The sequence below is a fragment of the Kitasatospora sp. NPDC101176 genome (genome assembly GCF_044768035.1).
In the GTDB taxonomy this organism is placed as follows: domain Bacteria; phylum Actinomycetota; class Actinomycetes; order Streptomycetales; family Streptomycetaceae; genus Kitasatospora.
In genome coordinates this window covers 161,032-182,920 of sequence record NZ_JBIWPA010000016.1, presented here as the reverse complement: position 1 = coordinate 182,920, position 21,889 = coordinate 161,032, and the positions used below count along the sequence as shown (strand labels likewise).

The 21,889-nt window shown below is 74.7% G+C and carries 17 protein-coding genes and 1 pseudogene; 7 read left to right on the top strand and 11 right to left on the bottom strand.

Features of this window, described 5'->3' with window-relative positions; all coding sequences use genetic code 11:
* Nucleotides 1-285: 285 nt before the first annotated feature.
* On the top strand, nt 286-882 hold the full coding sequence (locus ACIRS1_RS22475) for an RICIN domain-containing protein (RefSeq protein WP_402842606.1): 597 nt from the start codon (nt 286-288) through the stop codon (nt 880-882).
* 127 nt (nt 883-1,009) lie between these two features.
* Here ACIRS1_RS22475 and ACIRS1_RS22470 read toward each other — a convergent pair whose 3' ends face one another.
* The 5 genes from ACIRS1_RS22470 to tsaD form a co-directional block, all read right to left on the bottom strand.
* Nucleotides 1,010-1,492, bottom strand: a complete 483-nt coding sequence (locus tag ACIRS1_RS22470; RefSeq protein WP_402842603.1) for a hypothetical protein — start codon at nt 1,490-1,492, stop codon at nt 1,010-1,012.
* Nucleotides 1,493-1,812: 320 nt separating this feature from the next.
* Complete coding sequence (locus ACIRS1_RS22465) at nt 1,813-2,802, bottom strand: aldo/keto reductase (protein ID WP_402842601.1); 990 nt, start codon at nt 2,800-2,802, stop codon at nt 1,813-1,815.
* Between the two features lie 154 nt (nt 2,803-2,956).
* Nucleotides 2,957-3,862, bottom strand: coding sequence for an arginase family protein (locus ACIRS1_RS22460; RefSeq protein ID WP_402842598.1), 906 nt, complete (start codon nt 3,860-3,862; stop codon nt 2,957-2,959).
* 232 nt (nt 3,863-4,094) lie between these two features.
* A complete protein-coding gene (locus tag ACIRS1_RS22455) occupies nt 4,095-6,365 on the bottom strand; it encodes a WD40 repeat domain-containing serine/threonine protein kinase (protein WP_402842596.1) in 2,271 nt (756 codons plus the stop codon).
* A 149-nt stretch (nt 6,366-6,514) separates the two neighbouring features.
* The gene (gene tsaD / locus ACIRS1_RS22450; RefSeq protein WP_360217951.1) at nt 6,515-7,582 is read right to left on the bottom strand and encodes a tRNA (adenosine(37)-N6)-threonylcarbamoyltransferase complex transferase subunit TsaD; all 1,068 of its coding nucleotides are present in this window, start codon (nt 7,580-7,582) and stop codon (nt 6,515-6,517) included.
* A 286-nt stretch (nt 7,583-7,868) separates the two neighbouring features.
* Here tsaD and ACIRS1_RS22445 point away from each other — a divergent pair, with 286 nt between their 5' ends.
* The 4 genes from ACIRS1_RS22445 (at nt 7,869) to ACIRS1_RS22430 (ending at nt 13,532) form a co-directional block, all read left to right on the top strand.
* Nucleotides 7,869-9,236, top strand: a complete 1,368-nt coding sequence (locus ACIRS1_RS22445) for an MFS transporter (protein WP_402842592.1) — start codon at nt 7,869-7,871, stop codon at nt 9,234-9,236.
* Between the two features lie 54 nt (nt 9,237-9,290).
* Nucleotides 9,291-11,123, top strand: coding sequence for an asparagine synthase (glutamine-hydrolyzing) (gene asnB / locus ACIRS1_RS22440; protein WP_402842589.1), 1,833 nt, complete (start codon nt 9,291-9,293; stop codon nt 11,121-11,123).
* Nucleotides 11,124-11,193: 70 nt separating this feature from the next.
* Entirely contained in the window at nt 11,194-12,489 is a 1,296-nt protein-coding gene (locus ACIRS1_RS22435; protein WP_402842586.1) for a cytochrome P450, read from the top strand.
* A 101-nt stretch (nt 12,490-12,590) separates the two neighbouring features.
* Nucleotides 12,591-13,532: an L-tyrosine/L-tryptophan isonitrile synthase family protein gene (locus ACIRS1_RS22430; RefSeq protein ID WP_402842583.1), complete on the top strand. Its 942-nt coding sequence runs from the start codon at nt 12,591-12,593 to the stop codon at nt 13,530-13,532.
* 87 nt (nt 13,533-13,619) lie between these two features.
* On the opposite strand, the gene ACIRS1_RS22425 is transcribed toward ACIRS1_RS22430, so the two are convergent.
* Genes ACIRS1_RS22425 through ACIRS1_RS22415 form a run of 3 tightly spaced genes read right to left on the bottom strand, consistent with a single transcriptional unit; the run spans nt 13,620 to nt 16,678 of the window.
* Complete coding sequence (locus ACIRS1_RS22425) at nt 13,620-14,522, bottom strand: ABC transporter ATP-binding protein (protein ID WP_402842581.1); 903 nt, start codon at nt 14,520-14,522, stop codon at nt 13,620-13,622.
* Nucleotides 14,519-15,583 carry a FecCD family ABC transporter permease gene (locus ACIRS1_RS22420; RefSeq protein ID WP_402842578.1) on the bottom strand — a complete coding sequence of 355 codons (1,065 nt, stop codon included), beginning with the start codon at nt 15,581-15,583 and terminating at the stop codon, nt 14,519-14,521. The genes ACIRS1_RS22425 and ACIRS1_RS22420 overlap by 4 nt, the downstream gene beginning before the upstream one ends.
* Entirely contained in the window at nt 15,584-16,678 is a 1,095-nt protein-coding gene (locus ACIRS1_RS22415) for an ABC transporter substrate-binding protein (RefSeq protein ID WP_402842576.1), read from the bottom strand.
* 224 nt (nt 16,679-16,902) lie between these two features.
* Here ACIRS1_RS22415 and ACIRS1_RS22410 point away from each other — a divergent pair, with 224 nt between their 5' ends.
* Nucleotides 16,903-17,610: a hypothetical protein gene (locus tag ACIRS1_RS22410; protein ID WP_402842573.1), complete on the top strand. Its 708-nt coding sequence runs from the start codon at nt 16,903-16,905 to the stop codon at nt 17,608-17,610.
* A 126-nt stretch (nt 17,611-17,736) separates the two neighbouring features.
* Nucleotides 17,737-18,468, top strand: coding sequence for a YcnI family protein (locus ACIRS1_RS22405; RefSeq protein WP_402842570.1), 732 nt, complete (start codon nt 17,737-17,739; stop codon nt 18,466-18,468).
* 118 nt (nt 18,469-18,586) lie between these two features.
* Here ACIRS1_RS22405 and modA read toward each other — a convergent pair.
* The 3 genes and pseudogenes from modA to ACIRS1_RS22390 form a co-directional block, all read right to left on the bottom strand.
* Nucleotides 18,587-19,152, bottom strand: a pseudogene (gene modA / locus ACIRS1_RS22400) (molybdate ABC transporter substrate-binding protein); the annotation flags it as partial.
* A 131-nt stretch (nt 19,153-19,283) separates the two neighbouring features.
* A complete protein-coding gene (locus ACIRS1_RS22395; RefSeq protein WP_402842568.1) occupies nt 19,284-20,678 on the bottom strand; it encodes an MFS transporter in 1,395 nt (464 codons plus the stop codon).
* A complete protein-coding gene (locus ACIRS1_RS22390) occupies nt 20,671-21,870 on the bottom strand; it encodes a cytochrome P450 (RefSeq protein ID WP_402842567.1) in 1,200 nt (399 codons plus the stop codon). Before ACIRS1_RS22390 ends, ACIRS1_RS22395 begins: the two co-directional genes overlap by 8 nt.
* Nucleotides 21,871-21,889: the final 19 nt, after the last annotated feature.

Here is a 21,889-nt window from a genome sequence, read left to right as displayed (position 1 = left end):
GCACTCAAATCACTCTTTGGCGGTGGCTCCCTCGCCCCCCGGGCGCGCGGTGGGCCCCCACCCCTCTTCGTCGCCCGCCCCCCCCCGCACCCCCCCCCCCCGACCCGGGTGGTCTGGACCATTGGACGCATTTCGGCCGCGCGGTCATTTTCGGCCGTAGTCGGACCATCGACGGTTCGCACGGGATCCGGTCCCCCTATTCTCGTGCCCGATCGCGGCTCCGTCGGAGCCGGGCGACACACGCACGGAATTCCCGCCCGAACCACCCACGATGGGGGAGTCCTCATGCCCAGGCCCAGAATCGCCCGCTTCCTGGCCGCCGCCGGTGTCGCGGCGCTGCTCCCGCTGTCCTTCGCAGCCGACGCACACGCGGCCACGTACCTGCAGACGATCTCGCTCATGAACGTCACCACCATGAAGTGTGCCGACCTGCCGGGTTACGGCTGGAACCCGGTGGACACCCGCGTCAGTCAGTACCCCTGCCGGCCCGGCCGCGACGACAACCAGATGTGGCGGCTGGAGCGGACCCGGACCGTCGACGGCCGGGCCCTGTACCAGTTCGCCAACGACAAGAGCGGCTACTGCCTCGACCTGCCCGACTACGGCGCGGCCCCGGCCGGTGCCCCGGTGACCGTCTACACCTGCGCCTCCGACCCCGCGACCGACAACCAGGAGTGGTACCTCGTCGACGTCGTCGGCAACGGGGGCTACGAGATCGTCAACTACAAGAGCGGCCTCTGCCTGGACGTCGCCGGCTGGGCCGGAGACGGGAGCGACCGGGCCGACGACCTGCCCCTGACGGCGTACCCCTGCTACGACAGCTCGTGGCACGGTGGCGTGTACGAGGGCTACGACGACCACATCTGGCGGTTCTACGGCTGATCGTGCGTCATGTTGTGCGGCCCCGGACCCTCGTCGGGGGTGCGGGGCCGCCGCTCCGTGCGGTTCGCGAGCCGGCTCGGCTGCCCCGGTGCCGGCGCCCCGTCGGGGAGCCGGCACCCGGCGGGCGTCAGTAGACGAGGACGTCCCAATGGGTGCCCTCGTTGCAGTACAGGTTGCCGGATGCGGCCTGCCACTGCGGGTAGCCGTCGCCCCGGAGGCCGATGTAGGTGAAGCTGTTCTGGACGTAGCCGTCGATGCAGGAGTTGCGGGCGATGTCGACCTTGTAGCCGTTGTAGTGGCTGTAGGTGCCGGAGGCGTGGCCCACCTCAGTCCCGCCGGTGATGTTGATGGCGCAGCCGCTGGCCCGCTTGAGGGTGATGACGGCGCTCACCGTGCCCGAGTTGATCTGCTCGAACGAGGTGCAGGTGGAGTTGGACCTGGTGGTGCAGCCCCCGCTGGAGCTCCACGTGACACCGGCGCCGCTGAGCTGGGCGGCGGCCGCCGACTGGGACAGCTTGGTGCCGCTGGCACCGGCCGTGGGGGCCGAGACGGCGAGGCCGGCCACGGTCAGGGCGACGAGGGTGGCTGCGGTGCGTGGCTTCAACTGCATCTCCCGGTGAGGATGGTGTGCCTCGGACTCGGCTCCCCGCCGTGCCGTCAGGCCTCGGCGGCAGGACGGGAAGCCGGTGCCGGGCCCGCGGAAACCGGCCCGGACGAGTGGGTCGTACGCAGTGCTGTGACGCGGCGGTGCTCCGGCGCGAGGGCCGGCCGATCAGCGCGGCGCCGCCGGGCGCCGGCACCGCCCCAGGATGCCCGACCGGTGTCTATGCGAGTAGACCCCCGCCTGTGAATTTCGCGTGACGGGCAGCGGCCCTCAGCGCGTCGAAACGCCGTCCCGCGGGTCGTCCGCGCTCGGTCGGCGGGGGTCGTTCAGCGGTTCACCGCCCGCATCCCGTCCTCGTCGTAGCGCTCGCCGGACACCTCGGGCAGTTCGGCCTCGATGCGGGCCAGGTCCTGATCGGTCAACTCGACGTCGACGGCGCCCGCGTTCTGCTCCAGGTAGGTGCGGCGCTTGGTGCCCGGGATCGGCACGAGGTGCTCGCCGCGGGCCAGCACCCAGGCGATCGCCAGCTGGGCCGGTGTCACGTCCTTCTCCGCGGCGATCTCCTTCACCTTCCCGGCGAGCCGGAGGTTGGCCGCCAGATTGGCCTCCGTGAAGCGCGGGTTGGTGCGGCGGAAGTCGCCCTCGTCGAGTTCGTCCGGGGAGCTGAAGCGGCCCGCGAGGAAGCCGCGGCCGAGCGGGGAGTACGGCACGAAGCCGATTCCCAGCTCCCGGCAGGTGGGGAGCACCTCGGCCTCCACGTCCCGGGTCCAGAGCGAGTACTCGCTCTGGACGGCGGTGATCGGGTGGACGGCGTGGGCGCGGCGGATGGTGTCGCCGCTCGCCTCGCTCAGCCCGATGTGCCGCACCTTCCCCTCGGCGACGAGTTCGCCGAGCGCGCCGACGGTCTCCTCGATGGGCACGGTCGGGTCGACCCGGTGCTGGTAGTACAGGTCGATGCGGTCGGTGCCGAGCCGCTTCAGCGAGCCGTGCACGGAACCGCGGACGTGCTCGGCCGAGCCGTCCTGGCGGCCCACGGTCGACATGTCGCCGGGAACGGCGCCGTCCATGCGGTAGTTGAACTTCGTGGCGATCACGTACTCGTCGCGGTGCCCCCGGACGGCCTCGCCGACCAGGGACTCGTTGGTGAGCGGCCCGTAGACCTGCGCCGTGTCGAGGAACGTGATGCCCAGGTCCAGGGCGTGCCGGATGGTCGCGACGCCCTCGGCCTGGTCGGCGGTGCCGTAGAAGGCGGACATCCCCATGCAGCCGAGGCCGATGGCCGATACCTGGAGGTCCCGCAGACTGCGCTGTTGCATGTGGCGTGCCAGCCCTTCGTCTCGATCGTCCCGAGGCCCGGCGCCTTCCGGCGCCCCGGTCCGGGTGACCGGTCGGGCCCGTCTCCTCGGAGAGGACCCTACGGTGCCGGGGCTGCGAGGGCCCGGAGGCGGTACCCGATGTCCCGGCCGCGGTTCACGGGGTCGCGCGCAGGGCGCGTTGGAGGCACTCCGTGAACCGGTCGAGGACGGCGGGGTCTCCGGCGGCGCGGGAGGGGTTGAGCTCGCAGATCGACAGCGCCCGGAAGCGCGGGTCCCGGCAGGCGGTGTCCAGTGCTTCGGACAGGGCGTCGAGCGTCGAGCCGCTGTTGCGGCCGTCGGTGCTCTCGGCGAGCGGAGCGTCGGTGAAGTCCAGGACGTCGACGTCGACGTGCACGGCCAGGGGGCCGGCGGGGAGCGTACCGAGGGCCCGGGTCACCTCGGTGCCCGGCGCGGTGGCGAGGTCGGTGTGCGAGCCCCAGCGCAGGCCCAGGGCCCGTGCCTGCTCGCGTTCCCAGGAGGTCGCGGCCTGGGGGTCGATGCCGAGGAGGTGGAGCCGGTCCGGGGTGAGCAGGGGGCGACGGGCGAACGCGGCCGCCAGCGGCTCCGCGGCTCCGGGCAGGTCCAGCCCGTGGGCGAGCCCCATCCAGTCGAGGGCGCCCTCGCGGGTGCTCGCCGGGGTGTTGAGGTCGAAGTGCCGGTCGATGTAGAGCAGGCCGGCGTCCGGGTCGCGTGCCGTGAGAGCGGCCATCACGCCCAGGGCGACGGTGCAGTTGCCGCCGATGACCAGGACGTCCGCGTCCTCGTCCAGCGCCGCGGCGACGTGGTCGGCGACGGCCTCGACGGCCCGGACCACCGCCGCGAGGTTCTGGGCCCGCGGGTGCTGCCGGTCCGGGGCCCACACGTGCAGCGGCCCGTCCCCGGCGTCCCGCACCCGGCGGCCCGCCGCGCTCAGGCGTTCGACCAGGCCGAGCTCGCGCAACACCCGTGGTGCGGCCTCCTGGCCGGGCGCGTAGCTGCCCGCACTGGTCGGTGCGCCGACCACGACGAGATCCCGTCGCATCCACCCATCATCGCCGTCCGTCCGGACGGGCGCGAGCGGGCTGCTCCCGGCCACGGGGGAGCGGCGATGTCGCCCGCGGAGAAGGGCGCCTGCGCGGTCCGCCGCGCCGTCGGGGGCGCGGCAGCTGTGGAGCGGGCCGCGGCCCGCTGGCTCGGCCACCCGCACCGGTAGGGCGTCCCGCGGGTACCGGGCCCGCGGGTACCGGGGCCCGCGGGTACCGGGGCCCGCAGGCTCAACCGACCTTCCAGAGCGCCAGGTAGGCGTCGAAGCATCCCACCAGGAACCTGCTGTCGGGGCTGAAGACGAGGTGCTCCGGCATGAAGGGCCTGGGGGTGAGGGCGTTCGCCTCGTCGAGTCCGCGGACGGGGTTCCAGGTGGCCGTGGACCAGACCCGTACCCGTCCGTCCTGCTCGGCGCCCGCGAGCAGGCCGCCGTCCGGGCTGAACGCCAGGGCGGACACCGGGTTGGAGGGGAAGGGGAGCGTCTCGACCACGGCGCGGGTGGTGATGTCCCACACCTTCACCTCTCCCCGGGAGGCGGTGGCGAGGACCTTGCCGTCCGGACTGACCGCGAGGGCGATCGCACCGTCCCCCGCGTTCTCCACCGTTGCGAGGAGCCTTCCCTGGCGGGCGTCCCAGAAGCGCAGCAGGCTCTGCCGGTCCTGGCCGGTCGTGGCGACGACGGTGCGGCCGTCCCGGGCGAAGGCCATGCTCAACACTTCCCCGTCCGCCTCGAACGCCGGGTGCTCGATCGGATTGGTGATGGTGGTGACCAGGGTGCGGCTCCCGACGTCCCACACGGTGATCACGCGGTTGGCGCTGTAGGCCAGGGTCCTGCCGTCCGGGCTGTACGCGAGGTTCGCGTATCCGGCCTTCTTCTGGTTCCGGTCGCCCTGGAGGGTGGCCGCCTTCTTCCGGGACGCCGTGTCCCACAGCGTGATCGTCGCGAAGTCGTCGACGCTGGCGAGCAGCGAGCCGTCCGGGCTGAACCTCACGGCGAAGGTGAGGTTGCCGTCGATGCCCGGCACGGCCGAGGTGCCGAGGTCGGCCGCGACGTCCAGGCCGGGGCTGTTCCACAACGTCAGGCCGCTGCCGCGGTCGCCCACCGCGAGGAGCTTGCCGTCCGGGCTGTAGTCCAGGGCGGTCTGCCGGGTGCGCCACTTGGGGGAGACCCTGAAGGCGGGTTCCGACGGAGTACCGGGAGATGTCGGGGTGGCCGCGGGCGTGGGCGACGGGCTCGGTCCGACCGGGGCCGCCGACGACGTGCTCGGCGAGGTCCTCGGCGGCGGGAGCGTCTGCGGACCGCCCGCGGTCGGGGAGCCCGAGGTCCGGTCGAGTGCGAGCGGCACGGCCGTCGCCGCGGCGGCACCCGCGCCGAGCACGGCGAACAGCACCGTTCGCCGACTCGGGCGCCGGCGCCGCGCCGGATCCACGTCGGATCCCTCGGCCGCCGGTGGATCCGCCGCACCGGGCGTCGGGACCGGTCGTTCCGGCCCGGCGGGCCCGGTCGGCACCGGGAGCGCGGTCCTGGTCGGCAGGTCCTCGTTCGCGACGTGTCCGGTCAGGACGATCGTCCCGGTGTCGGACGCCACCAGCCGGCCGGCGCCCTCGGTCAGGCCGAGGAGGCGGGTGACGGCGGCCTGCTGCTCGTCGATCAGGGCGTGCACGGCGGCCGGCCACGGCCGTACGGCCGGGGCCAGCGGCCCGAGTTCGTGCGCGATCCCCGCGGGCGTGGGCCGCAGCTTCGGGTCCTTGGACAGGCACCGCGCGACGAGCTCGCGCAGCTCCTCCGGGACGGCGGAGAGGTCGGGTCGGGTGTGGACCACGTTGTAGAGCGTCTGCGGTGCGGAGGTGCCGCTGAACGGGCTGCGGCCGGTGCACGCCTGGACCAGCACCGCACCGAGCGAGAACACGTCGCTGGCCGGGGTGAGTTCACCACCTTCGGCCTGCTCGGGGGACATGAAGGCGGGGGAACCGACGAGCCAGCCGGTGTGGGTGATCTCGGTGCCGCCCTCGCTGTCGGTGGCCCGGGCGATCCCGAAGTCGATGACCCGGGGCCCGTCGGCGGCGAGCAGGACGTTGGACGGCTTGAGGTCGCGGTGGATGAGCCCGGCCCGGTGGATCCCGCCCAGCGCGGCGGCCAGCCCGGCGGCCAGGCGCACCACCGCCTCGGCCGGCAGCGGACCGGCCCGCTCCACGGAGTCGCTCAGGGCCGGGCCGGGCACGAAGACCGAGGCCAGCCACGGCAGCGGCGCGTCCGCGTCGGCATCGAGCACGGCCGCCGTGTACGCGCCGGACACCCGCCGGGACGTCTCCACCTCGCGGCGGAAGCGCGCACGGAATCCGCCGTCCTCCACGAACTGTGAGCGCACGACCTTGACCGCGACCAGGCGCCCGTCCGGTGCGACGCCCAGCAGCACGCGCCCCATGCCGCCGCGCCCCAACTCTGCCACGACCCGGTACGGACCGACGGCGAGCCGGTCCGCGTCCCCCAACGGCTCCATCGGCCCCCTCCGACGCATGTGGCAACTCCGGGCGTACGCGCCCCTGTTGCCTGCCTTGGCGCGAGCATCTCACATCCTGGCGCGGCGGCGCAGGTCGCAGTGCGTGCTCCTGCGGCCTCCAGCGTCGTCGATGCGGGCCTCGGCGCCCCTCAGGCCGCGCGGGTGGCGGCGACGGGGGTGAGGGCGGCGTACTCCAGCGGAGCCGAGGGGTCGACGGAGAGGTTCATCGGGGCGGGTGCGGCACCCGCGCGGACGAGCAGGTCGCCGATGGCGGCGATCATGGCGCCGTTGTCGGTGCAGAGCCGCAGCGCCGGGACGCGCAGCGTGATGCCGGCGGAGGCGCAGCGCCGTTCGGTCAGGGCGCGGATGCGGGAGTTGGCGGCGACCCCGCCGACCACGACCAGGGTGTCGATGCCGTGGTCGGTGCAGGCCCGGACGGCCTTGCGGGTGAGGGTGTCGGCGATCGCCTCCTGCAGTGCGGCGGCGGCGTCGGGGACGTGCGGCTCGGTGCCGGCGGCGCGCTGGGCCTCCACCCAGCGGGCGGCGGCGGTCTTGAGGCCGGAGAAGGAGAACGCGTACGGGGGGTCGTTCGGCCCGCTCAGCGGGCGGGGCAGGCGGACGGCCTTCGGGTCGCCGTCGCGGGCGGCCCGGTCGATGGCGGGCCCGCCGGGGTAGGGCAGGTGGAGGATGCGGGCGACCTTGTCGAAGCATTCGCCGGCGGCGTCGTCCAGGGTGTCGCCGAGGTGGACGATCGGGTCGCGCGCCAGGTCGCGCACCAGCAGCAGCGAGGTGTGCCCGCCGGAGACGATCAGGACGATGCACGGGTCGGGCAGCGGCCCGCCGTCGAGGGTGGCGGCGGCGACGTGGCCGGCGAGGTGGTGGACGCCGTACAGCGGGACGCCGAGCGAGAAGGCGTAGCCCTTGGCGGCGGCGACGCCGACCTGCAGGGCGCCGGACAGGCCCGGGCCGGCGGTCACGGCGACGGCGCCGACGTCGGCCAGGGTGAGTCCGGCCCGGGTCAGGGCCTCGTCGACGACCGGGGCCATGGCGTGGACGTGGGCCCGGGCGGCGATCTCGGGCACCACGCCGCCGAAGCGCGCGTGTTCGTCCATGCTGGACGCCACCGCGTGCCCCAGCAGGACGCCGTCGCGCACCAGTCCGGCGCCGGTCTCGTCGCACGACGATTCGATCCCGAGCACCACCGGCGATCCCGCCATCACCCACGACTCCTTGTTGCATAGACCCAGTACTTGCGATGAGCTGGCAACAAGGATAGGCGAGCGCCCGCCCGGGACCGCCGTGCCGGGGTGGGACCCGCAGCTCGGGGGCCGTGCGCCCGCCCGGCGAAGATTCATCCAGGTGTTCGGAACTTCCCGGGGTTCCGGCCCGACTCCTGTGCCGGGTGCCGTCGCCGACGGTGCCTGCTACGGGAGGAGGGCGGAGCATGCGGCCCAGGAGCTGCTCGTCGCGTCGGCCGGGACGCGTCGGCCGGGGGTGCGCGCTGTGAGCGCGGTGACGGGCCGGGAGGCGCCGGCGGCGGTCACGGACCGCTGGAGCCTGGTGGCGGTCGCGGGGATGCTGTCGTTCGTGGCGATGCTCGACATGAACATCGTCAACATCGCCCTCGCGGACATCGCCGGGGGCTTGCGGGTGTCCGCGCAGACCGCCCAGTGGGCCGCCCTCGGGTACCAGCTCCCCCTGGTGGCGCTGCTCCTGCCGGCCGGTCGGTGGCTGGACGCGGTCGGCACCCGCCCGGCGCTGCTGACCGCCGTCGGCGGGTTCGCGCTGGGCAGCGCCGCGGCCGCGGCCGCGCCGTGGGCGGGTGCGCTGATCGCGGCCCGGATGGTCCAGGGGGCCTTCGGCGCGGTGCTGTTCGTCCTGATGCCGGTGCTGGCGATGCGGTCGGTGCGGCCCGAGCTGCGGGGCCGTGCGATGAGCCTGCCGGCCACACTGGGGCCGCTCGGTGCGGTCACCGGCCCGGCCCTGGGCGGGCTGGTCGTCGACCACCTGGGCTGGCGGGCGGTCTTCCTGGTGAAGCTGCCGGTCTGCCTGGCCGCCTGGCTCGTCGCCTGCCGGCACCTGCCCCGGGGAGGCGCCCTGGCGCGGCCGGCCCGGACGGAGGTCACCGACGCGGCGCTCATCGGCGGCGCCGTCTGCGCCGTCCTCCTCGGGCTCACCCTGACCGCGGACGCCCCCGGCTGGCTGCTGCTGGCCGCCCCGGCCGTCCCGCTGACCGCGCTGTGGCTGCGGCGGGCCGGCGGACAGCCCGTCAGGTCGGTGCTGCGGGAGAACCGGACGGCCGGCCTCAACGCCGCGGTGCTGGCCGTCGCCGGGGCCTTCGCCGCCGTGCACTACCTGCTCGCCCTGCACCTGCAGCGCGACGAGGCCGCCGGCGCCACCGCCACCGGCCTGACCATCCTGTGCTTCCCCCTCGCCATGGGGATCGCCGGACCGCTCGGCGGCCGGCTCGCCGACCGCTACGGCGCCCGGCCCACCGCGACCGCCGGCGCCGCGCTCACCGCGCTCGGCTTCCTGCTGCTCGCCCCGCTCGGTGACACCTGGACCCTGCCGGACGTCGCCTGGCGCCTCGCCCTCGCCGGAACCGGCATGGGCCTGTACGGCGGCCCGACCCAGGCCATGGTGATGACCTCCGCCACCCCGGCGACGGTGGCCACCGCCGCCTCCACCGTGCAGCTCGCCCGCAGCCTCGGCTTCACCCTCGGCCCGGCCCTGGCCACCGCCGCCTGGAGCCTCGGCGGCTCCGGTGCGGGCGGCCTGCACCTCGGCCTCGGCCTCGCCGCCGCCGGCAGCTGCCTCGCGGTGCCGCTGCTGGCGCGGCACGGCCGCCCCGCCGTCGCGCAGGCGGCCTGATCCCGCCCCACCTCCCCCTCCCGCCACCACCGTTCACACCACTGGAGCATGCGCATGTGCGGAATCACCGGCTGGGCGTCCTTCCACCAGGACGTCCGGCACAGTGCCCCCGTCATCGAGGCGATGACCGAGACCATGGCCCTGCGCGGGCCGGACGCCGGGGGTGTCTGGCTCGGCGCCCACGCCGCGCTCGGCCACCGGCGCCTGGCCGTGCTCGACCCCGAGGGCGGCGCCCAGCCGATGGCGGACCGGCCCGACCGGCCGCGGGTGGTGCTCACCTACAGCGGCGAGGTCTACAACCACCACGAGCTGCGCGAGCGGCTCAGAAGCAGGGGCCACCGCTTCGGGACGCGCAGCGACACCGAGGTGGTGCTGCGCGCCTACCTGGAGTGGGGCGACGCCCTGGTCGACCACCTGGAGGGCATGTACGCCTTCGCCGTCTGGGACGAACGCGAACAGCGCCTGCTGCTGGTCCGTGACCGGCTCGGCGTGAAGCCGCTGTTCTGGTCGGCCGTCGACGGCGGGCTGGCCTTCGGCTCGGAGCCCAAGGCCCTGTTCGCCCATCCCGAGCTCACCCCCACCGTGGACGCCGACGGCCTGCGCGAGGCGTACAGCCTGCTGTTCAACACCGGCCCCACCGTCTGGGCCGGGGTCCGGGAGGTGGAGCCCGGCGGACTGCTCGTCCTCGACCGGGACGGCGTCCGCGAGCGCCGCTACTGGCAGCTGACCGCACGCCCGCACACCGACGACCTGGCCGCCACGCAGGAGCGCGTCGGCGAGCTGGTCGACCGCGCCGCCCGCACCCAGCTGGAGGCGGACGTCCCGCTCTGCAGCCTGCTCTCCGGCGGCCTGGACTCCACCGTCGTCACCGCCCTGATCGCCGACGAACTCCGCCGCACCGACGGCCCCGGGGCGAGGCTCCGCTCCTACGCCGTCGACTACAGCGACCAGGCCGAGCGGTTCACCGGCGACGTGCTGCGCACCGGCCACGACACGCCCTTCGCCACCGAGGCCGGCGCCTTCATCGGCACGGACCACTCCACCGTGGTCCTCGACCCGCGGACCCTGCTCGACCCGGAGAACCGGCGGGCCGTCGTCGTCGCCCGGGACTCGCCGATCGGCGTCGGCGACATGGACACCTCGCTCCACCTGCTGTTCGGCGAGATCCGCAGGCACTCCACCGTCGCCCTGTCCGGTGAGGCCGCGGACGAGGTCTTCGGCGGCTACCCGTGGTTCCACGACCCGAAGGCCCTCGCCGCGCGTACCTTCCCCTGGCTGCTCGTCACCGGCGACGAGGCCGCCATGCCGCTCCACCCCGAGCTCGCCGCCGACCTGCGCATCCGCGACTTCCGCGAGGACACCTACCGCACCGCCCTGGCGGGCGTCCCGCACCTCGACGACGAGACGCCCGTCGAGCACCGGCAGCGCGAGATGCAGCACCTCTCGCTCACCCGGTGGCTGCGCCAGCTGCTGCACCGCAAGGACCGCCTCTCGATGGCCCGGGGCCTGGAGGTCCGGGTGCCGTACTGCGACCACCGCCTCGTCGAGTACGCCTTCAACACCCCCTGGGCGATGAAGAACCACGACGGGCGCGAGAAGAGCCTGCTGCGCGACGCCGGCCGGGGCATCGCCCCGGACTCCGTGCTGTGGCGGCCCAAGAACCACTACCCGGCCACCCACCACGCCGACTACAACGCCGGCCTCCAGCGGCTCGCCCTGGAGGCGCTGGACGCACCCCACGTGCGGGAGATCGCGGACGAGACGGTCGTCAAGGCCACCCTCGACACCCCGGCCGACCGCCTGCAGTGGGGCCACCGACTCCGGCTGGAACGGGTCGTGGACCTCGCGCTCTGGCTCGACCACCACCGCCCCGCCCTGGCCCTCTGACCCGGCGGCCCCACCTCCGCCGCACCCCCGCCGCCCCACCCCGACCGCCATGTGCCCGAAGGAACCGGACATGACCACCCCCGACCGCACCGGGGCCCGCTGCCCCGTCACCGGAGCCACCGCCGGCGAGCCGATCCCGCTGTACGGCTCCGCCTACAAGACCGACCCGTACGACCTCTACCGCCGGATGCGCGACGCCGCCCCCGTCCACCGGGTCCGCTTCCCCTCCGGCATCGCCGCCTGGCTGGTCACCGGCTACGAGGCCGCCCACCAGGCGCTCAACGACCCGCGCCTGGGCAAGAACCACGCGCTCGGCAACGACGACTGGCGCGCCCTCGCCTCGATCATGCCCGAGCCCCAGCACTCCCAGCTCCAGGCCCACCTGCTGCACCAGGACCCGCCGGAGCACACCCGGATGCGCCGCCTCGTCCTGGACGCCTTCGCGCCGCGCCGGGTGGAGTCGCTGCGCCCGCGGTTCCAGGAGCTCGCCGACGCCCTCGTGGACGGGCTGCCCGCCGAGGGCGGCGCGGACCTGGTGGCCGGCTTCGCGGCCCACTACCCCTTCCGGGTCCTGGCGGAGGTCATCGGCCTCCCGCCGGAGCTGGCCGCCCGCTTCGACCGGGACTGGGGCAAGGTCGTCCAGCCCGTCGGGCCCCAGGACCCGGGCCGGCCCGCCTACGAGGCGCGGCTGCTCGGCCTGCAGACGTACATCGCCGAGGTCGTCGCCCACAAGCGCGCGCACCGGGAGGAGGACCTGCTCTCCCGCCTGGTCACCGCCCGGGACGAGGGGGAGCTCACCCGGGAGGAACTGGACTCGATGATCTTCCAGCTCCTGGTCGCCGGTCAGGAGCCCGTCACCAACCAGATCACCACCATGCTGATCACCCTGCTCCGCCACCCCGACCAGCTGGAGCGGCTGCGCGACGACCCCGCCCTGGTGCCCCGCGCGGTCGAGGAACTGCTGCGCTACGACAGCGCCTTCGAGCTCACCACCTGGCGGTTCTTCGCCGAGGACAGCGACCTGCACGGCACCCGCATCCCGGCCGGCGACTCGGTGATCGTCTCGCTCTGCGCGGCCAACCGGGACGGCGGGCAGTTCCCCGACGCCGACACGCTCGACCTCGAACGCAGCCCGAACTCCCACCTCGCCTTCGGCCACGGCGTCCACTTCTGCCCCGGTGCCGCGCTGGCCCGGGCCGAACTGCAGACCGCCCTCGCCACCCTGCTCGCCCGGCTGCCCGGACTGCGGCCCGCCGAACCCCTCGACGACCTCACCTGGATCCCGGCCGTCCTCGCCCGCGGCGTCAACCGGCTCCCGGTCGCCTACGACCGGCGCGCCCCGCTCCACACCCGCCCGACCACCTGACACCCCGCTTCCGCCCCGCCCGCCAGGGCGGCCCGGCACCCGCCCCTCCGGGGGAACGGGCGCCGGGCCGCCGCCCCACCATGCCCTCACGGAGGAGACGCATGCCCACCCCGTCCGTTCTGGGTACCTCCAGATCCGTCCGGCAGACCTGCGCCGCCGTCCTGGACCTGCTGCTGCCCCACCGCCGAGCCACCGACACCGCCGCTGCGGCCGGAGCCGACGACTTCCCCGAACAGCTCCGGCAACTGGCCGAGTTCGTCGAGGCGGGGGACCGGATCGTCTTCACCCTGCCCGGCTTCCCCTGCAAGTCGCCCAGCCCCGCCAAGGTCCTCGGACACCTCCCCGACGAGGGCGAGCGGCTCTCGCTCACCTTCCTCGACGACCTCTGCCGGGCGGTCGGCGAGGTGTACGAGCCCGGCGCCCGGATGGAGGTCTGCTCCGACGGGCACATCTTCGGCGACCTGATCCGCGTCCCCGATCCGCACATCGACGCCTACTCCGACGAACTCGCCGCCATGATCCGCCGCGAGGGCCTGACCAGCCTCTCCGTCTTCGACCTGCGCGACGTGCTCGGCGACCTCCCGTACGACGAGAAGCGCGCCCGGGTGCACGCCGCGTACGCGCCCACCGTCGAGGACCTGCGCGCCGAGGTGAAGCGCGACGCCCACACCCTCGCCCTCTACCGGGGCATCACCCGCTTCCTCACCGAGGACACCGTGGACTTCACCGGCACCAGGTCGGCCCTCCAACGGGAGTGCCGCCGCCGCGCGTACGGGGTCATCCAGCGCAGCCGCGCCTGGGGCGACCTCATCGCCGAGCACCACCCCCGCACCGTCCGCCTGTCCATCCACCCGCAGCCGCGCGGTGCCGCCAAGTTCGGCATCCGGCTGCTCGACGCCCCGGACGCCTGGACCACCCCGTGGCACTCCACCGTCCTGCACCGCGCGGACGGCAGCTGGCGGTTGATGCGCCGGGCCGACGCCGAGCAGCAGGGCAGCCTGGTGCTGCGGGCCGGGCGGCCCAGCCACTTCGAGGAGTCCTGACCGTCCGTCGGCCGGGCGCGGCCTGCGCCCGACGCACGACCGCCCCCGGGCTCCCGACGGGAGACCGGGGGCGGCGGTCCGGCGGCACTACGCCGGGACGGTCCGCTCCCCGGCGGAGGCCTCCCCGGCGGTCCCACCGGTGGACGCCTCCCCGGCGGTCCCACCGGTGGACGCCTCCCCGGCGGTCCCACCGGTGGACGCCTCCGCGCGCGTCGCCGGGGCGGGCTGCCGGTGGTCGAAGGCGATCAGCGGATCACCGGTCAGCGGATGCTCCACCACGGCCGCCCGCACGCCGAACACCTCCGCCAGCAGTTCGGGCGTCAGCACCTCCCGCGGCGTGCCGGAGGCCACCAGCGCACCCCGGTGCAGGACGTGCAGCCGGTCGCAGAGCGAGGCCGCGGCGTTCAGGTCGTGCAGCGAGATCAGCGTGGTGCGGCGCTGCGCGCGCAGCACGGCCAGCAGCTCCACCTGGTGCCGGACGTCGAGGTGGTTGGTCGGTTCGTCCAGCACCAGCACGTCCGGCTGCTGCGCGAACGCCCGCGCCAGCAGCACCCGCTGCCGCTCCCCGCCGGACAGCTGCGCGAACCGGCGGTCCGCGCACGCCCCGAGGCCGACCTGCTCCAGTGCCTCGGCGACCGCGGCCCGGTCCCGCTCGTCATCCCCGGCGAAGGCCCGCTTGTACGGGGTCCGGCCCATCGCCACGACCTCGCGGACGCTGAACTCGAAGTCCGAGCCGCGCTCCTGGGGCAGCGCCGCGACGTGCCGGGCGGCCTCGGCCGGGGCCAGTGAGCGCACGTCGCGCGAGGCCAGCAGCACCCGGCCGGCCCGCGGACGCAGGTGCCGGTAGACGGTGCGCAGCAGGGTGGACTTGCCGCTGCCGTTCGGCCCGACCAGCCCCGCGATCTCGCCCTCGGCGGCGATCAGTCCGACGTCGGAGAGCACGTCCCGGCCCCCGAGGGCGACGGTGACCTGCTCGATGGTGATCCTCATCCGCGCTCCAGCCGTCGGTCGAGCAGGTACAGCAGGACGGGCGCGCCGACGACCGCGGTGACGACGCCGATCGGCAGCTCCTGGGTGTCCAGGGCGTTGCGGGCGACGGTGTCCACCGCGACCAGCAGGACGGCACCGGTCAGCGCGGACAGCGGCAGCAGCCGGCGGTGGTCGCCGCCCACGACGAGCCGGCACACGTGCGGGACCAGCAGGCCGACGAAGCCGATCGCGCCCGAGACCGCGACCAGCACCCCGGTCAGCAGGCTGGTGACGGCGAACAGCTCGCGGCGCAGCCGGGCGGTGTCGACGCCGAGTCCGGCGGCGGTCTCGTCGCCCATCAGCAGGGCGTTGAGGTGCCGGGCCCGGGCCTGGAGGGCCAGCCAGCCCAGGGCGACGGCGGCGGCCGGGGCGGCGAGCTGGTCCCAGGTCGCCGCGCCGAGACTGCCCATGAGCCAGAACAGTACGCCCCGGGTCTGCTGGTCGTCCCCGGCCTGGAGGACGAGGAAGCTGGTGAACCCGGAGAGGAACTGCCCGATGGCCACCCCGGCCAGCACCAGGCGCATCGGGGCGAAGCCGCCGCCGCGCCGGGCGATCGCCCACACCAGGGCGAAGGAGCCCAGGGCCCCCGCGAACGCGGCGGCGGAGACGCCGAAGCCGAACGCGAAGCCGGTGCCGGCACCGAGGACGATGACGGCGACGGCGCCCAGCGACGCACCGGAGGAGATGCCCAGCAGATAGGGGTCGGCCAGCGGATTGCGCACCAGGGCCTGGACGGCGGTGCCGACCAGGCCCAGTCCGGCACCGACGAGTGCCGCGAGCAGGGCGCGGGGGACGCGCAGCTGCCAGACGATCAGGTCCCGGGTGCCGGCCTCGGGCGCCGTCCCGGTGATCCGGTGCGCCACCACCGTCCACACCTCGTGGACCGGGATGTCCACGGAACCGAACGAGACCGCCAGGGTGAGCGCGAGGACCAGTGCGGCGACGAGGGCGGACGCGACGGCGCCGACCCGCGCGGTGCGCGCGGGCCGATGGACGGGCGCCGCAGCGGGTGCGGCCGTCATCTACCGGGCGTCCTTGACCAGGTCGGGGAAGAGGGCGTGTGCGATCTGCTCGACGGTGTCGGCGTTGCGGGTGCCGGCGATGGTGGTCACCTCGGAGCCGATCCGTACGAAGCGGCCCTCCTGGACGGCCTTGAGCCCCTTGGTGGCGGGGAACTCGCGCAGGAACTTCTCCGCCTCGTCGAACGCCTTCCTGTTCTCGGCCTCGCTGCCGCGGTTGCGCACGCCGAGCTGGATCCAGTCGGGGTTCTTCGCGACGACGTCCTCCCAGGAGACGGGCTTGAAGTCGCCGTCGAGGTCGCCGAACACGTTGCGGGCACCGGCGAGGCCGATCACGGCGTTGCCGACCTGCCGGTTGCCCACCGCCATCGGCTGCTTGGTGCCGGCGTCGAAGTCGAAGAAGAAGTAGCCGGGACGCTTGTCCGCCGGCACCCCGGCCAGCGCGGTCCGCACCGTAGCGACCTTCTTCTCCATGTCCGCGGCCAGGGCTTCGGCCTTCGCCGAGGTGCCGGTGACCTTGCCGAGGCTCCTGATGTCGGTCTCGACGCCGGCGAGGTCCTGCACGGCGGCCGGGGCCGTGGCCGCACAGGAGGTGGAGTGCAGGAAGACCCGCTTGATCCCGGCGGCCCGGTACTCCTGGTCGGTCGGCGTGGTGCCCATCCCGCCGCCCATGGCACCCATGTCGGCGAAGGTCTCCACGTACAGGTCGGCGCCGGAGCCGAGCAGCTTCTCCTTGGGGATCACCATGTCCCCGAGCACCGGCACCCTGGCGCCGGCGTCGGCGATCCCGGCCGGCAGGGTGCCCTTGCCGGGAGGGAAGCCCGTGCCGATCACCCGGTCGCCCGCACCGAGCTGCAGCAGCATCTCCAGGCTGGAGGCGTTGCTGGTGACGATCCTCTTCGGTGCCGCGTCGAACACCGTCTCCTTGCCGGCACAGTCCGTGGCCGTGACCGGGAACGCCGCCGCCGACGGGGCCCCGGAGGCAGGTGCGGACGTCGCCGCTCCCGCGTCGCCGGCCCCGGCACCTCCGTCACTGCTGCATCCCGTCACGAGGACGGCGACGGCGGCGGCCATGCCGCACAACACACGAGAACGCATGGAACTCTCCTGGGAACATCCGGGTGCAGTGGGCCGACGGTTGCGGGCCCGGCTCTGGTAGTCGGGCCCGGCGCCGGAGTAGTTCCCGGGTGCGTCCGGGATTTTCCCGGGCCGCTCCCCGGCGCCATGCCGCGTGGTGATGCCGCACGCCGTTGCGGGGGCCCCGGGTGGGTTTCGGGCGGACGGCCGCCCGGCCCGGGTCGGGCTGCCATGATGGGGCGGCCATGCCCGCGCCGCCGTCCCTCCCGCGTTCCCGCACCGCCGCCGCCGATGTGCGGCTGGTGCGGGCGGTCGTGCTGGCCTCGGTGAGCGTCGCGCTGGCCGCGGCCGCCCACACCGCGGCCGGTGGCCGGGTGGCGCCGGGCCCGCTGCTCCTCGGCTGGCTGGTCACGGCCCTCGCCGGTGCCGCCGGGTCGGGGCGGCGACGGTCGTTGCCCACGATCACGGGCGCCTTCTCGGTCGGCCAGCTGGGCCTGCACCTGTGGCTGCAGGCGGCCCCGGAAGCGCCCCTGCCCGCCCGGACCAGGAGGGTCGCCGCTCCGGGCGGGCACGTGCACGTCCACCACCCGGCCGCGGTGACCGGCGGCGGCGCCGCGCACGCGGCGGCCCATTCCGGGATGCTCGGGCACTCGCCGGCCATGCTCGCCGCCCACGCCGGTGCGGCGCTCGCCACGGGCTGGCTGCTGCACCGGGTCGAAGTCCTCCTGTGGCGGCTGATGGACCTGGCGCGGGCCCTGCCGGAGTCGGCCCGCGGCTGGCGCCGACGGTTCTCCGACACCGTGGCCCGGCTGGCCGGTCGGGCCGCTCCCGCCCGCCCGCGGACCGTGCCCCGCGCCGCTCCGGTCGGCCGCGCCGACGAGGTGCTCCCGAGGCCGGCGGTCCTGCGGCACAGTCTGGTCCTCCGGGGGCCTCCACGGACGGTCGGCGTCTAGGGCCGCCGGCTCATGGCCCAGTGCGCCGCACCGACCGTCACGATCCCCCTCCCCGCACGGCACCGGCCCGGCTTCCGCCGCGCCGGTGCACGCCGTGCCCATCTCCCGGACGGAGAACCCCGCCCCATGCGCTCCACCGCTTCCCGACGCGTCGCCACCGCGGCCGCGCTGGCCACCGCCGCCGTGCTCGCCACCGCCGCCCCCGCGTTCGCGCACGTGACCGTCCAGCCCGGCACCGCCTCCCAGGGCGGTTACACCGCCATCGCCTTCCGCGTCCCGGACGAGAGCGACACCGCCGCTACGACCAAGCTGGAGGTCACCCTGCCGGCCGACCACCCGATCGCCTCGGTCGCCACCGAGCCGCTGCCCGGCTGGACCGCCACGACCGAGAAGACCAAGCTGTCCACCCCGATCAAGACCGACGACGGCGACGAGATCACCGAGGCCGTCTCGAAGGTCACCTGGACCGCGGCCGCCGGGACCAAGATCGCCCCCGGCCAGTTCCAGGACTTCCGGATCTCCCTCGGCGCGCTGCCCACCGACACCGACAAGGTGGTCTTCAAGGCCCTGCAGACCTACGACGACGGCACCGTGGTCCGCTGGATCGACGAGAGCGCGGCCGGCCAGCCCGAGCCCCAGCACCCGGCGCCGACCCTCACCCTCACCAAGGCCGCCGCCGACGGCGACGCCGACCACCCGGCGGCCGCCCCGCAGGCGGCACCCGCGGCCGCCGCGTCGTCCTCGTCCTCCTCCGACACCACGGCCCGCGCCCTCGGCGTCGTCGGCATCCTCGTCGGCGTCGCCGGGGCGGCCTTCGGCGTCCTCGGCCTGCGCCGGCGCGACGGCCGCCGGTCCTGACCCCGCCCCGGGTGGGCGCCCACCAGGCGCCCGCCCGGGCCCGCCGCCCGCCGCCCGCGGCGGGCGGGCGTCAGCCGTGGGTCAGGCAGTGCTCGAGCTCGTCGAGCGCGTAGAAGTAGCTGCCCTTGACGTCCTGTTCGTAACCGACGGGTGTGACGGTGACGTCGCCGGCCGCGAGCGCGGTCTGCGCCGCTGCGCCGCAGGGGACGGTCCTGGCGCACAGCACCACCTTGACCGCGGGGGCGGCGAGGCCCTGGAGGGCAGTGATGTGCTGGGGGTTGCCGGTGGGACGGCGATCTCCATCGCGTTGCTGACGAGGACGGTGGGGGTTCCGGCGGCGTCGCCCTTGTCGGTGACGGTCTTCATGGTGGCCGGGCTGGCGGAGGCGAACACGTCCGCCGGCGCGCCGTTGACGATGCTGGCGGCCAGGGTGTCGCTGCCGCCGAAGTCGAAGACGACCTTGGTGCCGGGGTGCGCGTCCTCGAACATCCTGCCGAGTCGGGTGAAGGTGTTCTTCAGCGAGGCGGCGGCGAAGACGGTCACCGTACCGGTGACGGAGGAGGACGCGGAGGGGCTGGCGGAGCTGCTCGAACTGCTCGAACTGCTCGACGAGCAGGCGCTGAGTGCCGGCAGGGCGGCGGTGACGGCGCCGGCGGTGACGGAGCGGTGCACGGGGTCTCCCAGGGCCGTGGGGCGGTCCCGCGAGCATAGAACGGCCGATACCAGGATAGAGGGGACGTTCCGATCGCATGAGCCCGACCGAACGGCCGTCCGATCTGGCATCTGCCACCCCCGCCACCGGGCGGGCGGTGCCCTCACAGCCCGCGGATCGCGGGCCTGGTCAACGCGTATCCGAAGGCGCCCAGGAGGCAGAGCCCCGTGGCCGCGAACACGCTCCGGCTCCCGAACGCGTCCACCGCCGCGCCGGCCGCGATCACCGAGAGCGGGAAGACCCCCAGCGCGCAGAAGGTGACGGCCGCCATGACCCGGGCCAGCAGCGCGGGCGGAGTGCTCCTCTGCACGCCGGTGACGACCAGGACGTTGGTCACCGTGCTGGCGCCGCCGGCCAGGCAGAGCAGCAGCACGGCGCCGACCAGGCCGGTGAACGGCACCAGGCCGATCGCCGCACCCATCACCAGACCGGAGCGCATCGCCGTACGGCCCCGCGAGCGCACCTCGGTGAGCCCGGCCGCGAACAGGCCGCCGACCAGCGCGCCGCCGGTGAACGCGGCCAGCAGCAGGCCCAGCCCGACGGCACCGGCGCCGAAGCCGTGGGTGGCCAGGGTCGGCAGGGCGACCCGGGTGGCACCGCCCACCGTCAGGTTGGCGATCACCGTCACCGTCAGCACCGCCCGCAGCAACGGGGACTCCCGCAGCAGGCCGCGGAAGTTCCGCGGCACGGAGGCCCGTTCGGACACCGGGCCGGGCGGTGCGACGGGGGTGCCGCGGCCGATCAGCAGCAGCGTCACCGCCGACACGGCGAAGGTCGCCGCGTCCACGCCCAGGGCGGCGGCCGGGTCCAGCCAGGCGACCAACGGGCCGGCCAGCGCTGGACCGAGCAGTCCGGCCCCGAAGGTGACCGTGCTGGTCAGCGCATTGCCCGCGTGCAGGTCCTCGGCGGGCAGCAGGGTCGGCGTGATCGCCCAGGCGGCCGGCAGGAACACCCCCGCCCCGAGGCCGACCAGCAGGGCGAGTCCGCCGATCAGCCAGAACCGGGCCACCCCGGCCGCGGCGATCCCGCACAGTCCGGCGGTGGCGAGCAGCCGGCCGAGGTCGGCGGTCAGCATCACCCGCCGGGCCCCGAACCGGTCGGCGAGGATCCCGCCGATCGGGGTGGCGGCCAGTCGCCCCGCACCGTAGGCGGCGACTACCAGGCTCAACTGGCGGGCGCCCCCGGCGAGGGAGTACACCAGCAGCGGCAGGGCGACCAGCTGGAACGCGTTGCCGAACTCCGAGGTGCCCTGCCCGATCACCAGCAGCCGGTAGCCGCGTGCCCGCAGGGGCGCGACGCCGATCCGGGGGCGGAACCGCGCCGGGCCCGTCGCGGTGCGCGCTCCCGGGCCTCCCGTCCGGGCGGCGTCCGTCCGGGCGGTGTCGTCCGCCGGTGCGCCGTCCGCTGCTGCACTGTCCGCCGGCGCGCCGCCCGCCGGTGCGTCGCCCGCTGCGGTGCCGCCCGCCGGTGCGTCGCCCGCTCCCGAGCGGCTAGCCATCGAGCGAGACCGGCAGCGACTCGAGGCCGCGCAGCATGATCGTGTTGCGCCAGGGCAGCGTCTCCTCCGCGGCGGCCAGTTCGATCCGCGTGAAGCGCTCCAGCAGGCCGGTCAGCGCCACCTCGCTCTCCAGTTTGCCGAGGAAGGAGCCGAGGCACCGGTGCAGGCCCTGCCCGAAGGCCAGGTGGCCCGGATCGCCGCGGTCCAGGATCAGCCGGTCCGGGTCGGTGAAGCGGGCCGGGTCCCGGTTGGCCGCGCCGAGCGAGAGCAGCACCAGCTCGTCCGCGGGGATCTCCACGTCGTCGACCGTCACGTCGGCGTTGGTGAACCGCAGCGTGGCCATGCTCACCGGGGACTCGTAGCGCAGGAACTCGTCGATCGCGACCGGCATCGCCGCCGGGTTGGCGCGCAGCCAGGCGAGCTGGTCGGGGTGGTGGAGCAGGGCGAGGGTGGCGGTGCCGAGCAGGTTGACGGTGGTCTCGTGGCCGCCGATCAGCAGCAGGAAGACCATCGAGAACACCTCCTGTTCGGTGAGTTCGCCGGCGTCGCAGGCCTGCACCAGGTCGGTGAGGATGTCCGTGCTCGGCGAGGATCGTCGGGCGGTCATCAACTCCCGGAGGTATTCGTTCAGTTCGGTGGTCGCCTGGGCGAAGGTCAGGTCGCCGCCCTGGGTGAGGATCGCCGTCGACCAGGTGCGGAAGGCCTGCATGTCCTCCGGGGGGAAGCCCAGCAGATCGCAGATGACCATGATCGGCAGCGGGAAGGCGAAGTCCGTCACCAGGTCGGCGGTCTCCCGGCCGCGCAGCCCGTCCAGCAGGCCGCCGGCGATGCGCTCGACCAGCGGTCGCATCAGGTCCACCCGCCGGCGGGTGAAGACGCCCTGGATCAGCCGGCGCAGCCGGGTGTGGTCCGGCGGGTCGCTGTTGAGCATGTGGACCACCTCCGAACCGAGTGTCAGTCCGGAGCCCCGCCCGCTCGCGATGGCCTGGCTGCGCCGGACGTCCTGCCCGAAGCTCGGGTCCATCAGCGCCGCCCGGACGTCCTGGTAGCGCGTCACCAGGTAGACCGGCAGGCCCTCGCCGAACTCCACGACGGAGACCGCGCCGCCCTCGCGGATCCGGGCGAGCGTGGGGTAGGGGTCGCGGATGAACGCGGACATCCGCGCGGCGGCGTCGTCGACCGCGGTGGTCATGGATCTCTCCTCGGGATCG

What these genes read in the sequence shown, in the direction of transcription:
- ACIRS1_RS22475 (WP_402842606.1), top strand. Translation starts at nt 286, where the DNA reads ATGCCCAGGCCCAGAATCGCCCGCTTCCTGGCCGCCGCCGGTGTCGCG.
- tsaD (WP_360217951.1), bottom strand. Translation starts at nt 7,582, where the DNA reads ATGGCGGGATCGCCGGTGGTGCTCGGGATCGAATCGTCGTGCGACGAG.
- asnB (WP_402842589.1), top strand. Translation starts at nt 9,291, where the DNA reads ATGTGCGGAATCACCGGCTGGGCGTCCTTCCACCAGGACGTCCGGCAC.
- ACIRS1_RS22425 (WP_402842581.1), bottom strand. Translation starts at nt 14,522, where the DNA reads ATGAGGATCACCATCGAGCAGGTCACCGTCGCCCTCGGGGGCCGGGAC.
- ACIRS1_RS22415 (WP_402842576.1), bottom strand. Translation starts at nt 16,678, where the DNA reads ATGCGTTCTCGTGTGTTGTGCGGCATGGCCGCCGCCGTCGCCGTCCTC.
- ACIRS1_RS22430 (WP_402842583.1), top strand. Translation starts at nt 12,591, where the DNA reads ATGCCCACCCCGTCCGTTCTGGGTACCTCCAGATCCGTCCGGCAGACC.
- ACIRS1_RS22410 (WP_402842573.1), top strand. Translation starts at nt 16,903, where the DNA reads ATGCCCGCGCCGCCGTCCCTCCCGCGTTCCCGCACCGCCGCCGCCGAT.
- ACIRS1_RS22470 (WP_402842603.1), bottom strand. Translation starts at nt 1,492, where the DNA reads ATGCAGTTGAAGCCACGCACCGCAGCCACCCTCGTCGCCCTGACCGTG.
- ACIRS1_RS22435 (WP_402842586.1), top strand. Translation starts at nt 11,194, where the DNA reads ATGACCACCCCCGACCGCACCGGGGCCCGCTGCCCCGTCACCGGAGCC.
- ACIRS1_RS22455 (WP_402842596.1), bottom strand. Translation starts at nt 6,365, where the DNA reads ATGGAGCCGTTGGGGGACGCGGACCGGCTCGCCGTCGGTCCGTACCGG.
- ACIRS1_RS22390 (WP_402842567.1), bottom strand. Translation starts at nt 21,870, where the DNA reads ATGACCACCGCGGTCGACGACGCCGCCGCGCGGATGTCCGCGTTCATC.
- ACIRS1_RS22420 (WP_402842578.1), bottom strand. Translation starts at nt 15,583, where the DNA reads ATGACGGCCGCACCCGCTGCGGCGCCCGTCCATCGGCCCGCGCGCACC.
- ACIRS1_RS22465 (WP_402842601.1), bottom strand. Translation starts at nt 2,802, where the DNA reads ATGCAACAGCGCAGTCTGCGGGACCTCCAGGTATCGGCCATCGGCCTC.
- ACIRS1_RS22405 (WP_402842570.1), top strand. Translation starts at nt 17,737, where the DNA reads ATGCGCTCCACCGCTTCCCGACGCGTCGCCACCGCGGCCGCGCTGGCC.
- ACIRS1_RS22460 (WP_402842598.1), bottom strand. Translation starts at nt 3,862, where the DNA reads ATGCGACGGGATCTCGTCGTGGTCGGCGCACCGACCAGTGCGGGCAGC.
- ACIRS1_RS22395 (WP_402842568.1), bottom strand. Translation starts at nt 20,678, where the DNA reads ATGGCTAGCCGCTCGGGAGCGGGCGACGCACCGGCGGGCGGCACCGCA.